Below are 13,430 nucleotides of genomic sequence, written 5' to 3' on the forward strand. Positions count from 1 at the left end.
TGAAAGATCGCCGTTTCGCCCCCGCACGGAGGCCCGTCATAACACCCATGACCTGGACCAGAATCCTACGACCGTGGCGGTGGTCGCGACGGTGGCGGTGGGTCGTCGCGTTGCCTCTGGCTCCCGTAGTGGTGGCGTCGGTTCTGGTGGCGGTGGTGTACGAGACGGCCGGCGGCTGGTATGGCGTCAACGTGATGCTGCGCCGTGGTGCCAGCGTCTGGTCCGATGTGGCCCCGGACGACTCTCGGCTGTCCCCGGGAATCCGATTGTCACTGGCCGGGCAGCGCACGCCTGATGCGGCCGAACCGGTGCGCTGGTCTCGGGTGACCGCGGGGTTGGACGTCGCCGAGCTGCCCGTCCGGGTGGACGGGCGGCCCATGGACGCCCTGATGCTCAGCCGGATCGACCCCGTCCGCTACCGGTTCCGAGTCCTCAACCGCCCAGCGGGTGACCGGGACGTCGGTGGCTGGATGGCGGCGACCGGGGCGGCGTTGGTCGTCAATGGCAGCTATTACGCCCATGACGGGACCCCGGACACCCCCGTCGTCAGTGACAGCCACCGGCTCGGCCCCTCGTCCTACCAGGCCACGCACGGAGCGTTCGTGGTCGGCGGGTCCGGTGGCCCGGACAACGCCCGACTTGTGGACCTCGCTGGCATGGACTGGCGGCGCGCCACCAATGGTGCGAGCCAGGCGATGGTGTCCTACCCGCTCCTGCTAGTGCGGCGTCCATGAACGTTCGCCGGGTTCAGGACACGCCGGAGCGGGTCCGGGATGGGCGGCTTGATCGGTCTCACCCTCGATAGCGACAGATTGCCGTCGAAGGGTGAGGAGCGCTGGTGGCTGAGCCGGCCAGGGCACGGCGGTTGACCGAGGACGAAGGGCGCCGGTTGGAGCAGATCGTGCGGCGGGGCAAGCACGACTCGCTCCGGGTCCGCCGGGCGATGATCATCATGGCGTCGGCGTCCGGATCTCTGGCCCCGGCGATCGCCCGGCTGGTCGCCGCGGACCCCGACACCGTCCGCGAGGTGATCCACGCCTTCAACGAGCGGGGGCTGGCCTGCCTGGACCCTAACCGGGCGGGAGGCCGTCCCCGCCGCATCAACGACGATGACATCGCGTTCATTATCAAGACGGCCACCACCCGTCCAGCCGAGCTCGGACGCCCGTTCACCCGCTGGAGCCTGCGCAAACTCGCCGACCACCTCGTCACCTGCAGTGACCGCAAGATCCAGATCGGGCGCGAGCGGCTGCGGCAACTGCTGCACGAGCACGGGATCACCTTCCAGCGCACACGCACCTGGAAGGCCTCCAACGATCCCGACTTCGACGCCAAGCTGGACCGGATCGAGGAGGTGACCCGCCGGTTTGCGGACCGGTGCTTCGCCTTCGACCAGTTCGGGCCGTTGTCGATCCGGCCCTGCCACGGCGCCGGCTGGAGCCGGCAGGGTCGGCCGGACCGGCTGCCGGCGACCTACACCCGCACCCACGGCGTCCGCTACTTCCACGGCTGCTACAGCCTGGGCGATGACACCCCTTGGGGCGTCACTCGCCGCCGCAAGAGCGGCGCCAACACCCTGGCCGCGCTCAAGAGCATCCGCGCCGCCCGCCCGGACGGCGCCCCCATTTACGTGATCCTGGACAACCTGTCGGCCAACAAGACACCGGCCGTCCGGGCCTGGGCGGACCGCAACAACGTCGAGTTGTGCCCCACCCCGACCTACGCCTCGTGGGCCAACCCGATCGAGCCCCAGTTCGGGCCGCTGCGCACCTTCGGGATCGGCAACTCCAACCATCCCAACCACACCGTCCTGGCCTGGGAACTTCAGGCCTACCTGCGCTGACGCAACGCCAACGCCCGCCACCCCGACGTGCTGGCCGCCCAACGCCGCGAACGCGCCCGCATCCGCAGCGAACGCCAGCAACGCTGGGGCCGCCCACGCCCCAAAGCCGCTTGATCAGACCCGGCGAACATTCGTGGTCACCGCACTAGGCTGGGCCGATGCCCAGACTGGCTTCCGTTCTCGCCCTGGCATTCGCCGCTCTCCTGCCACTCACCGGGTGCCGACTTGCGGACGTGCAGCCGGAGGTCGAAAGGTCGGAGCTGATCGGGGTCTGGAAGTCCGATCGGGGCGGCGTCATCGACTTCCGGACCGACGGTACTTTCACCGCCCAGAACATCACCTTGCCCGACCAGTGCAAGGTGACCGGCGGTGAATACGCAGACCGTTACCGCGTGTCCGGCACCGGTACCTGGGTGGTGGGCAATCACAGTGACGAGCCCTACGGCGCGGTGATGGAATTCCACCCGAAGGGCGACCGCCCGCTGACGGGCAGCTGCACGGTTTGGGCGCCCCTGGTCCCCCAGGACCACTCGACCATGCACCTGATGTACGACAACGCCGACGAACCTTATCGCCGCGGTTAATTAGAGGTTCCTCGTCCGCTCGTCTATCTCGTCGAGCCTGGCGCTCTGGCGCCGTAGGTGCTCGCGGATCTCTTGGAGCTGGGCCCATAGGAGCGCGAACTCTTCGCTTGGCCCCTCGGCCTCGTCCTCGGTCTGCTCGCCGGGTTCAACGTGTTCCGGGCGCTCCGTGACGATGCTCGGGGTGCCTTGCCTGCTCATAATGAGGCCCTCTTCGCGCAGGACGGATAGCGCGCGCTCGACCGTGGCGCCGGCCGCGCCGAACCGCTTCCCCAACTTCGCTATGGAGGGCAGGGGCTCCCCTACCGCGAACCGCCCTGCGGCGATGTCCTCACGCAGACGTGCGAAACATCCCGGTGGATCTGTCGGCGCTCACGTTCGTGTGCGTGTCCGCGCCGCGTCCCAAGCTGGTCAACCAAGAAACGGGGGAGTTGAAGGTGGACCGGGACGGCAAGACAGTGTTCACGGTCGGGCTGTCGGCGGCCGACTCGATGGGGCGGGTCGAGCTGGTGAACGTGTCGGTGCCCGGCGACCAGGACGTGACGATCGGGCAGATCGTGACGCCGGTCGGGCTGGTGGCGTTCCCCTGGGAGCAGGTCATCGGCGGTCAGAAGCGGTGGGGGGTCGCCTACCGGGCGTCGCGCATCGCGCTCGCCGGTCCCGTGGCCGTTCCGAACGCTCCGGCCGCTGCTGCGGCGGACGTGGCCTGAACGGCGGCCCGGTCGTGAACGACTTTTACACGGTGCTCGGGGTCTTGGCCGCTGCGGCGGCCGGGCTCTGGGCCTGGCGCCGATTCCACCCGGTGTCGTTCTGGTACTGCATCGGCTTCCCGGCCCGCGCGGTGCTGGTGTACCTGACATGGCATCACGTCGCCTCGGGCTGCAAGCTGACCCGCAACCGGCGCCGGTTCCGCCTCACCTTCGACGCCGTCCCGCTCGGCCGCAAACATGGTCCGGCAGAAGCGGCGGTGCGGCGGGTCGACGTCGAACGCGCTCCCCGCCTGGGGATCCTGCGGCCGACCCGGCTCGGGTGGCGTATGCGGCTCCGCCTGCACGATGGGCAGGTTCCGGCGGACTACGAGAAGGCGGCCGAAGGGATCGCGCACGCCTGGCGCGTGCATTCGGTGCGGGTGGTCGATGTCCGGCCGGGGTTCGTGACGCTGTGGGCGACCATGCGTGACCCGCTGGTGGACGTGGTCGCCGAGCCGAAACCGGCGAGCTTCTCAAGATTCGTCCCGGCAAGCTGGAGAACGGCCGAGACTGGGTGATCGACCTGCGCACCGTGCCGCACTGGCTCAACGCGGGTGCGACGCAGTCCGGTAAATCGAACTGGGCAAACGCCGTCATCAAGAGCCTGGCTCCCCAACCGGTCGCCCTGGTGGGCTTCGACCTCAAGGGTGGGGTCGAGTTCACCCCCTACGCGCCTCGCCTGTCGGCGCTGGCCACCAACCGCAAAGAGTCCGTCGACCTGCTGTCAGACCTCGTCGGCGAGGTAGAGAACCGCATGGCTCTGTGCCGCGCGCACGGCGCCCGCAACGTCTGGACGCTCCCTGAGGCGCTGCGGCCCGTCCCGGTGGTGGTCCTGGTGGACGCTGACCGCGCCATCTCGGACGTGCTCAACGCGCTCGTCCAAGCCGACCAGAAGCCGGACGGCGACGATGACGACGGGCCGGCCGGATCGCTGGTGCCGGTGGCGAAATTGCACGGCGGCTCTCTGAGGCCCCTACAAAGATCAAGGCCCGGGTCGGGATTCATATCCTGACCTGGGCCTTCGTTGTGGAGCGGGTGACGGGAATCGAACCCGCGCTGTCAGCTTGGGAATCAAACCGATCTTGCCCCGTAGGGCCACTGACCTGCCCTCCAGCCCTCCCACGAGTGACCGTGAGTACCCCTAGATCACCCTGGCAAATTGCCCGCTAATTGCCCGCCGCCTCCTCGCCGACCTGACCTGCCGCGCCTGCTCGTCGCCCATCGCGCGGCCCTTCGCCCCTGACTGTGCTCAGACCCGCGAGGCTTGAGCTGACGGAGTCCACGAACCACGTCGCCGCCACTGCGTGGGTGATAGATACTCATGAGGTGACGGAAGGGGGAACATGAGGTTCAGGCGCAGGAACTTGGAAGCTCTCGGCGACCTGATCTGCGGAAACCTAGGCTCGGACGAGCCCGGTGCCAGCGGCGAGCCTCGCTACTTTCCATACCGTTCAAGCATGTACATCACCGAGTTCTTCCAGGAGCTGGATACCGAGTGGGCGCATGACGGCTCTACTCGACACCGATGGGTTGCCGATGTTCTTGAGTCCATGCTGTCCGAACCACACGATGGGCCAACTCGTCCCCCGGAGATCTTCTGCCGCGTAGTCGATCACCTGATGAGCCCGAGCGAAGCGATGAACGAGGGACCAGATCGTCCGAACGCACTCCGGCAGCTCAACGAGGTGCTTGCCCGTGAAGGCTTTGAGGCCTTCTACGGGGAAGACAGGCACTGCTATCTGAGGCACGTTGGCACCAACACGGTGAGTGTGCTTCAAGCGAATCCACATCGACCACTAACCGCAGCTGAGGTGAAGCGACGCAACCAACTAGCTTCGTTCCTCGATAGATGCAGCGAAGACCAATTGATCGAAGAGGTTCTGCTGCCACTCTTTCGGCAACTCGGCTTCCATCGAGTCACCGCTGCCGGACACAAAGATAAAGCACTCGAATACGGCAAAGATGTCTGGATGCGGTACACGCTGCCGACCCAGCACTACCTGTACTTTGGGATTCAGGTCAAGAAAGGGAAGCTAGATGCCTCCGGTGTGACGAAGGCAGGAAACGCCAACGTCGCAGAGATCCACAACCAAGCACTCATGATGCTTGCCCATGAGATCTTCGACCCAGAGACCAATAAACGTGTCCTCGTAGATCACGCCTTTATTGTCGCAGGGGGTGAGATCACCAAGGCGGCACGCAACTGGATCGGCAATGCGCTCGATGCTTCGAAGCGAAGTCAGATCATGTTCATCGATCGCGAAGACATCCTGAACCTCTATGTGGTTACGAACCTACCGCTCCCGACTGGGGCCCTCCCGCCGCCCCCTCCGGACCCCTGGAGCAGGGCAAGTGACACGCCACCGTTTTGAGTACACCCAAGCTCAACCAGGCTCATGGACTAGCGGCCGATGGCTGGACCTGGTCCCCTGACCTCTTCGTCCCGAACTGCTGGCGATCATGGGCCTTGCGCCGCTCTGCCGAGGTCGTGACGTGTGCCGTTGGCAGATCACGTGAGCCGCTGTGTGACGCCGTTGCTGTACTTCTCTGCTGTACAGCAGTCCCGCTTGACCTGAGACAGCACCCGAGCAATCCGAGGACAAGCCGACCCGGAGCGCAGGGCCGGCCACGGCCCGAGCACCGGAAGCGGCGCGTCAGCCGATCGCCCCAGCCGCAAACGGCGCCCAGCCACGTACAGCGATCGTAGCGGCCGAGGTTGTGACCATCTAATCCGTAGCAAGATCAGCGGTGTACAGGATCGTCCACAGCCATCCCCCGACCTGGCCGCGCCCCGCTCGAACGTCCACCGCTGTCCAGGGTGATCCAGCGCCGTTGTTAGCACTCGCGTTAGCACGCTCACCGCCCCGGAGGGTACGCCCGCGCGAACGGCGAGACGGCGTGACAGACAGCTTCACGCGGGCGTGCCCTCCGGCCCGCGGGGGCTAGGGGCGCGAGACCCCGCTTCACGCTTGCTCAGCCCTTTGAGCCCAACACACGGCATGATCCCCTCGATGCGAACTACCTGCACCTCTGCCCTGTCACGGCTTCTTCAAGCTCGTGACATGTGCCGCCGTAAGCTCGCGTGAGCCGTTGTGAGCGGCTGTTGCTGTACTTCCGTGCTGTACAGCAGTCCGGTTGACCTGCGACAATACACGCACAATTTGGGGCAAACGGACCTGGAGCGCAGGGCCGATCACGGCCCAAGTACCGGAAGCCGCGCGGCAGCGATTGACCCCAAACCACACGCTACCTTAAGACACGCAGAGGCGACCGTACCGGCGGAGCCGGGCAGTCGGCGCGGCGGCGCGAGCGCCGTCGCCACTTGATCTCTGGTGGCCGAAGTCGGCAAATCACTCGCGCACCAGCCACTTCGCTGTAACTGCCATCGATCAGCATGAGATACTGCGGCAATGCGCCACGGGTCCACGTTTCACGAGTTGCGGAAGCTGGCCAGCTGGTTCCGTCAAGACAGTTGGCCAGCCGCGGTATGCCCTCGATGCCGCAGGGCTGAACTGATCGTAGACAAGCTTGATTCGTTCGAAACGATGGAATCGAAACGCGCCCACGACCACGAGAATTGGGATCCAGATTGGATTCAAGGTTCCTACTATGCAATACTCTCATGTCCGCGCCAGGAATGCCTGGAGCGGGTCATATCAGTCGGAGAAATGCAAGTCGCCCCAGTTGTTACCGAGAGTGGAAGCTGGTACGGTGAATATGATGACCATCTTCTGCCAAAATACTTTCAACCTCCCCTTAATATCATCGACCTACCAGACAAATGTCCAGCCGATATTGGCGCTCAAATAGAGGATGCATCCCGCATCCTCTTCATGGACCCCGATTCCGCAGCCAATCGCATTCGAGTAGCTATCGAGACTTTGCTAACTGCCAATAAAGTTCCCAGATCTGCCACTGGCAAAAAGGGACGATACAGGCTGACTACTGATGCGCGAATTAAACGCTTTGCCGAAAAGAAGCCGGAAGTGGCCGACTTCCTGAAAGCCGTCAAGTGGATTGGAAATGCTGGCAGCCATGAAAAATCTCTGACGACAAGCGACGTCCTTGATGGCATAGAACTATTTCACCACGCCATCGATTTGCTCTACAATAACCGCAGGCAAGAGCTTGCACGCTTGGCGACGAAAATAAATCAGAACAAGGGTATCAAGAAGTCTCGCCCAAAGAAGCCCCCATTCTAGGAATTGACCCGAAAAGCGACCGAAATTATACGAACCTCAACCTTCTGATCCGCAGCAACATCAGTAATTTCCAGGACCGTCCACAGACATCCCGCGGCCTGGCCGCGCCCCGCTCGAACGTCCACCGCTCTCCAGGGTGATCCAGCACCGTTGTTATGTAGCACTGGTGTTGGCACGTCGGCCGTCCCGGAGGGTACGTCCGCGCGAACGGCGAGACGGTGTGACAGACAGCTTCGCGCGGGCGTGCCCTCCGGCCCGCGGGGGGCTGGGGGCCGCGAGGCCCCGCTTCGGGCTCGCTCAACCGGTAAGTTGCGATATAGGCCATTCGCTGTCCACGCTACCGATGCCAATACAGCTGAGGCGGTTGCGATTAGATCAGCTGGCTAGGATCCTCCTCTTGCTAGGGCCTTTCTGGAGTCTTCCCGAGATAGAGGAAAGATCTTGAATGCACGAAACCTACAGGAGATGGCAGACGAGTTTGCCGATAAGGCACGGGAACTGACGCAGAGAGCAGAGGAGCTCTCGGAGGAGGCTGCGGCTTACAGAAAGAGCGCTGATGACCTCACCGAGAGAGCGCGGGGTCTGCGCGAGCTCGCTCGCCGACTTCAAGCCGAAGAGACACTTAATGCTCAGCTCGTCTACGTTCCGCATGCTGGCATGGCCTACCACGATGCGGACGATCCCTGTGGCCCTGGAAGGGTTCCGGGACGACTGATGACACGAGGAGAGGCAAGGAAGCTGAAGAGGCACCCGTGTGGCAATTGTAGGCGCCATGAGTAAGCCCCTCCCGTCTCTCTGAGTGGCTTGCGTCTAGGCGGACGCACGACGCGGCGCGGCGGGACCGGACGGGACAGGCCGCACGCCCGGCGCGCCGGGGCGGGCGGCCGCTGGCGACGCGGAGCGGCGCCCTTGAAGACGTAGAGAAACTTCTCATCCGGCTACGTATGGCCTGGTTGGCGGCCTGGCGCCGTGTCTCGGGACTTGGTGCGCACTCCGGCAACGGTTGGCGCTGGAGCTTGCACGGTGGTGTGGGCCTCGGTGGTAGAACGCTCGGTTATGGGTGAGGAGCGGTTGCGGGAGATCGGCCGGGAGTTGCGGCGGCTGCGGACGGCTGCGGGGCTGTCGGGGGTTGGGCTGGCTTCGCGGGCTGGTGTTCCTCAGCCGACGGTGTCTCGTGTGGAGACGGGGCGGCGAGTCTCTGACCCTGAGGTGGTGCTGCGGCTGTTCGCGGCGTTGGAGCTGGAGGGTGCGGAGGCTGAGCGGCTGGCCGCGTTGGTGCGGGATGCGTATGCGGAGACGGCGGCGCGGCGGGTGGATGCGGGGGTGTCCTTCCGGCCTGGGGCTGCGGTGGAGCTGGCGCGGGATGTGACGGCGGTGCGGGCGTTTGGGGCGTTGGTCATGCCGGGGCCGTTGCGGACGGCGGAGTATGTGGCCGAGTGCGAGTTGCCTGCTGGGGGTGCGGTCACGGACTGGGCGGCGGTGCTGGGTGATGAGGGGCGGCGGTTCACGTTTGTGCTGGGTGAGGCGGTGTTGCGGACATGGCCGGGAGCGGGGGCGTGTATGGCCGGCCAGTTCGCGCATGTGCTGGCGGTGGCCGGGTGGCCGAACGTGAGGTTGGGGGTTGTGCCGGGCTCGGCGGGTGGGTGGCCGCGGATGCCGTTGCATGGCTTCACGGTGTTCGGGGAGGCGGCGGTGACGGTGGAGACGTTCACGCGTGAGCTGACCTTGACCGATGCGGCCGAGGTGCGCCGGTATTCGGAGATCTTCGAGCGGTACGAGCGGGTTGCGGTGTTCGGGGATGAGGCGCGCGGTTTGGTGGAGCGGGCCGCGCGTGAGGTTGCGGAGATCATCGAATCTATTCAGTGAACTCGTTGAATAGACCATGGCGTCTGGCATACGCTGCGTGTTCGCGTGCCGTATAGCCCCCTAGACGCATGGGCGGTGGTCGATGTGAGGCGTCTGTCTCGCCTGTTCGAGGGCCGACCGGAATCAATCAGCGAGGCTCGGGCATTCGCCTGGGCGTTCATGGTCGGCCGGGTCCCTGACGAGTTGGCCGACCAGGTGGCGCTGGTCGTGAGCGAACTGTGCACCAACGCTGTGGAGCACACGGCCAGCGGAGAGGTGGGCGGCAAGTTCGTCCTGGAATTGGAGGTGTTCCCCGAACACGTGCGAGTGAGCGTCGTCGACATGGGAGCGCCTTCGCTGCCGAAGCTGTCCTGCGAAGGTGCGGACCTGGAGGCGGTGAACGGCCGTGGCCTGTTCATCGTCGACGCCGTCTCGAAGGCATGGGGTTCTCAGGTGGTGAGAGTCGGGCGTCGGGTGTGGGCGGACGTCGCCGGGGCGTCGGTGTGAGCGGGCCGCCGATTCCGCGTCGTCGGCGGCGCCTGCGTACTGTGAGCTCCTCGACTGGTCGTGAGCTTTTCGGCACGGTGTCTAGGGTCCTAGACTCGCTCGGAGGCACCGGAGGAGGCGTCATGCCAGGCGAGTTGGAGCGAATCGCGCAGATCAAGGACCCCTACGAGCTGCTGCGTGCCGCGACTGAGCGCCTGGCGGAGGCTCAGCAGGAGGTCACCGAGCTTGCCCGGCTGCGGCGGCGGCTGATCCAGGATCTGCATGCACAGGGCATGTCGTACGCGCAGATCGCACAGGCCGCCGGACTGAGCCGGGGGCGTATCCATCAGATCCGGCACACGGGGCCGGCGCCTGAGGGAGCGTTCCTCGGTTCGGGTGAGGTCATCGTGGTCACCCCGTTGCGCCCGGACCCGGCGAGTGACCGGACGTATGTCGCGCTGGACGACCTGACGACGGGCAAGCGGCTGGAAGAACTGGCCCGGACGTTCGATCTGTCGGTCAGCTATGACCATGTGACGCTTGACGGTGAGATCGACCTGAACCGGCCGGGGATGCTGGTGATCTGCGGTCCTCGGATGTCGCCTGCGATGCGGGACGCCTACGGCAAGGACCCTGTGATCGCTTGGGACCGCGACGAGCAAGGTTGGCTGCTGCGCGACACCCGCAGCGGGGCCGAGTACCGGTCGGGTCAGGAGGAGGATCCGCGGCGTCCGTACGACGTTGGGTATCTGGGCCGTCTGCCTCGGCCGGATGGCAAGGGCAGCTTTCTGGCGATCGCGGGTATTCACCCGGAGGGCTCGCTAGGCGTGGTCCATCTGCTGACGACCGATATCGGCAGCCTGTGGGGACAGGTGGCCGCTGACCGGTTCTCGGTCGTGATCGGTACCGAGTACGACCCGGACACCCATGAGCCCGTGCGGACGGAGTTGCTGACGCCGATCTATCGGCATGACGAGGACAGCTGACAGGAGGCCGTATGCGTGTGCTGCTCGCCAGCGAGCCAGGAAACCCGGAGCGGGACAACGAAGACTTCGCGGCGGCGGCACCGGGCCTTGTGATCGTCGTGGACGGTGCGGGCGCCCCGGCCGGGATCACCTCGGGGTGTTCGCACTCGGTGTCGTGGTACGCGCACAACCTCGGCGGCCTGCTGGTGGGCACGGCCGTAGATCCGAGCATCACCCTGGCTGAGGCGTTGGCGGTGAGCATCGAACGCGTCAACGCGCTGCACGGGGACGCGTGCGACCTTCGGCATCCCGGCTCGCCCTCGGCGACCGTGGCCCTGGCTCGGGCGCACGCCGACCGCCTTGAGTACCTGGTGCTGTCGGACTCGGTCCTCGTCCTCGACCAGGCCGACGGGGAGCCGGTGGTCATCTCTGATGATCGGTTGGCTGAGGTCTACCGCAAGGTGAACGATGCCGGGGAGCGGCCGCCGCTGGGGACGCAGGAACACGCGGCCGACATGCGCAACCGGGTGGAGCGGCTGGCCGCGTACCGGAACCAACCCGGCGGCTTCTGGGTCGCCAGCACTAAGCCTGAGGCGGCCGACGAGGCGCTTGTGGGGACGGTGCCGCTGGATGACCTGGACGCGGTCGCCGTGCTCAGTGACGGCGCCACTCGGCTTGTCGACCGCTTCGGCCTGATGAGCTGGCGTGACCTGCTGGCCGTTCTCCGCAAGGAGGGGCCGGCTGAGCTCATCGCCCGGACCCGTGAGGCGGAAACCTCCGACCCGGACGGCGCACGCTGGCCGCGAGGCAAGGCGTCCGACGACGCCAGTGCCGTCTACTGGGCGGTTCGGGGATAGCACCGCGAATCTGTAGACCCCCCTAGACAGTCAGAGTGACGCCGGTTACCTTTGACTGTGCACCCCCCTAGACAGTCGGTCTGCAGGGCGATTGACGGCATTGTCTAGGGGGATCGACAGTCGGAGGACTTCATGCGGAACATCCCGGTAGACGTGTCGGCACTGACGTTCGTGTGCGTCTCCCCGCCGCGTCCCAAGCTGGTCAGCCAGGACACGGGGGAGGTGAAGGTGGACCGTAACGGCGTCACCGTGTTCACGGTGGGCCTGTCGGCAGCCGACGAGTCCGGGCGGGTCGAGTTGCTGAACGTGGCGGTGTCCGGTGACCCGGAGATCGCGGTGGGTCAGGTGGTCCGGCCGGTCGGGCTCGTGGGGTTCCCGTGGGAGCAGCAGATCAACGGGCGGCTTCGGTGGGGCATCGCCTACCGGGCCGCACAGATCGTCCCGGCGGTTCCGGTGGCTGTCCCCGCGACCGACGAGGCGGGCAATGCCCCGGCTGCGGTGGCCTGAGGTAGGCCGCGGTGAACGACACGCTGTTCATGGTGCTCGGGGCCTTGGCCGCTGCGGCGGCCGGGCTCTGGGCCTGGCGTCGCTGGCATCCCGCCTCGTTCTGGTACGGCATCGGCTTCCCGATGCGCGCGGCGCTGGTGTACCTGACGTGGCGTCACGTCGCGTCGGGGTGCGGGCTGACCCGGCATCGGCGGCGCTGGCGCTGGTCCCTGGACGCCGTCCCCGTCGTCGGCTCGGCCGCCCGTAACGCCGCGACCGTGGTCGAGCACAAGCGGCGCATGCGTCGCGTCGACGTGGAGCGGGCGCCTCGGCTCGGGGTGCTGCGGCCGACCCGGCTGGGGTGGCGGATGCGGGTCCGTCTGCATGACGGTCAGGTGCCGGCGGACTATGAACGTGCGGCGGAGGGGATCGCGCACGCCTGGCGGGTGCACTCCGTGCGCGTGGTGGACGTGGGGCCGGGTGTGGTGACGCTGTGGGCCACCATGCGTGATCCTCTGACCGAGGTCACTGTCACCCCCGAGACCGGAGAGTTGTTGACGGTGCGGCCGGGCAAGCTGGAGAACGGCGCCGACTGGGTGATCGACTTCCGCACCGTCCCGCACTGGCTCATCGCGGGCGCCACGCAGTCGGGCAAGTCCAACCTGGCGAACGTGATCATCAAGGGCCTCGCGCCGCAACCGTTGGCCCTGGTCGGCTTCGATCTCAAGGGCGGGGTGGAGTTCACGCCGTACAGGCCGCGGCTGTCGGCGCTGGCGACCACCCGCGCCGAATGTGTCGCGCTGTTGGGTGACCTGGTGGCCGAACTGGAGCGACGCATGGCGGTGTGCCGCGAGCACGGGGCGCGCAACGTGTGGGGGCTCCCGGCAGACCTGCGGCCGGTGCCGGTCGTGCTGCTGGTGGACGAGGTGGCCGAACTGTTCCTGATGGCCGACAAGAGCGAAAAGGACGAGGTCGCCAAGACCGCGACGGCGTTGCTGCGGGTGGCGCAGCTCGGCCGGGCCTTCGCCGTCTATCTGATCGTGTGCGGGCAGCGCATCGGCTCCGACCTGGGCCCTGGTGTGACAGCGCTGCGCGCGCAGTTGTCCGGGCGGGTGTGCCATCGGGTGAACGATCCGGAGACGGCGACCATGACGCTGGGGGACATGGACCCGGCGGCGTTGGACGCGGCCCGAGCGATCCCGGCCGAGACTCCCGGCGTGTGCGTGACGGCCGGTCAGGACGGCTCATGGCACCGCGCCCGGTCGGTGTACGTGGGCGAGGCAGGAGCCGAACAGGCCGCACGTGATCACGCTCATCTGACTCCGGCGTGGGCCGAGGTGACCGGTTCCTCGGTCGCGGTGCTCCGGCCGGACGTGCCGGACGCGGCCTAACCGCTCGGCTCGCTTTCTCCTTCCC

General features: G+C 66.4%; 14 protein-coding genes and 1 pseudogene. 14 read left to right on the plus strand and 1 reads right to left on the minus strand.

Going from position 1 to position 13,430, the window contains the following annotated elements:
• The first annotated feature begins 146 nt into the window (after positions 1–146).
• The 3 genes and pseudogenes from ABD811_RS20235 (at position 147) to ABD811_RS20245 (ending at position 2,427) form a co-directional block, all read left to right on the plus strand.
• Entirely contained in the window at positions 147–734 is a 588-nt protein-coding gene (locus tag ABD811_RS20235) for a hypothetical protein (RefSeq protein WP_344949740.1), read from the plus strand.
• A gap of 104 nt (positions 735–838) precedes the next feature.
• Positions 839–1,957: pseudogene (locus ABD811_RS20240) on the plus strand (IS630 family transposase).
• A gap of 44 nt (positions 1,958–2,001) precedes the next feature.
• On the plus strand, positions 2,002–2,427 hold the full coding sequence (locus ABD811_RS20245; protein ID WP_344949742.1) for a hypothetical protein: 426 nt from the start codon (positions 2,002–2,004) through the stop codon (positions 2,425–2,427).
• Here the strand turns inward: ABD811_RS20245 and ABD811_RS20250 are convergent, their stop codons facing one another.
• Entirely contained in the window at positions 2,428–2,763 is a 336-nt protein-coding gene (locus ABD811_RS20250) for a GntR family transcriptional regulator (protein WP_344949875.1), read from the minus strand.
• Positions 2,764–2,765: 2 nt separating this feature from the next.
• Here ABD811_RS20250 and ABD811_RS20255 point away from each other — a divergent pair, with 2 nt between their 5' ends.
• From ABD811_RS20255 to ABD811_RS20305, 11 genes are all read left to right on the plus strand, one after another.
• Positions 2,766–3,134 (plus strand): SCO3933 family regulatory protein, encoded by a 369-nt coding sequence (locus ABD811_RS20255; protein WP_344949745.1) that lies wholly within the window; start codon positions 2,766–2,768, stop codon positions 3,132–3,134.
• 32 nt (positions 3,135–3,166) lie between these two features.
• Positions 3,167–3,691, plus strand: a complete 525-nt coding sequence (locus ABD811_RS20260; protein WP_344949748.1) for a hypothetical protein — start codon at positions 3,167–3,169, stop codon at positions 3,689–3,691.
• Positions 3,688–4,185: an FtsK/SpoIIIE domain-containing protein gene (locus tag ABD811_RS20265; RefSeq protein ID WP_344949751.1), complete on the plus strand. Its 498-nt coding sequence runs from the start codon at positions 3,688–3,690 to the stop codon at positions 4,183–4,185. Before ABD811_RS20260 ends, ABD811_RS20265 begins: the two co-directional genes overlap by 4 nt.
• Positions 4,186–4,630: 445 nt before the next feature.
• Positions 4,631–5,545, plus strand: coding sequence for a hypothetical protein (locus ABD811_RS20270; RefSeq protein ID WP_344949754.1), 915 nt, complete (start codon positions 4,631–4,633; stop codon positions 5,543–5,545).
• A gap of 1,173 nt (positions 5,546–6,718) precedes the next feature.
• Positions 6,719–7,375: a DUF4145 domain-containing protein gene (locus tag ABD811_RS20275; protein WP_344949757.1), complete on the plus strand. Its 657-nt coding sequence runs from the start codon at positions 6,719–6,721 to the stop codon at positions 7,373–7,375.
• Between the two features lie 1,056 nt (positions 7,376–8,431).
• The gene (locus ABD811_RS20280; RefSeq protein ID WP_344949760.1) at positions 8,432–9,241 is read left to right on the plus strand and encodes a Scr1 family TA system antitoxin-like transcriptional regulator; all 810 of its coding nucleotides are present in this window, start codon (positions 8,432–8,434) and stop codon (positions 9,239–9,241) included.
• 75 nt (positions 9,242–9,316) lie between these two features.
• Positions 9,317–9,727, plus strand: a complete 411-nt coding sequence (locus tag ABD811_RS20285; RefSeq protein WP_344949763.1) for an ATP-binding protein — start codon at positions 9,317–9,319, stop codon at positions 9,725–9,727.
• 122 nt (positions 9,728–9,849) lie between these two features.
• Positions 9,850–10,692: a sigma-70 RNA polymerase sigma factor region 4 domain-containing protein gene (locus ABD811_RS20290; RefSeq protein WP_344949766.1), complete on the plus strand. Its 843-nt coding sequence runs from the start codon at positions 9,850–9,852 to the stop codon at positions 10,690–10,692.
• An 11-nt stretch (positions 10,693–10,703) separates the two neighbouring features.
• Positions 10,704–11,528 carry a protein phosphatase 2C domain-containing protein gene (locus tag ABD811_RS20295; RefSeq protein WP_344949769.1) on the plus strand — a complete coding sequence of 275 codons (825 nt, stop codon included), beginning with the start codon at positions 10,704–10,706 and terminating at the stop codon, positions 11,526–11,528.
• Between the two features lie 132 nt (positions 11,529–11,660).
• Entirely contained in the window at positions 11,661–12,035 is a 375-nt protein-coding gene (locus tag ABD811_RS20300; RefSeq protein WP_344949772.1) for an SCO3933 family regulatory protein, read from the plus strand.
• Positions 12,036–12,064: 29 nt separating this feature from the next.
• A complete protein-coding gene (locus ABD811_RS20305; RefSeq protein WP_344949877.1) occupies positions 12,065–13,405 on the plus strand; it encodes an FtsK/SpoIIIE domain-containing protein in 1,341 nt (446 codons plus the stop codon).
• Positions 13,406–13,430: the final 25 nt, after the last annotated feature.

It is taken from the genome of Actinomadura miaoliensis (assembly GCF_039536785.1).
GTDB lineage: Bacteria > Actinomycetota > Actinomycetes > Streptosporangiales > Streptosporangiaceae > Spirillospora > Spirillospora miaoliensis.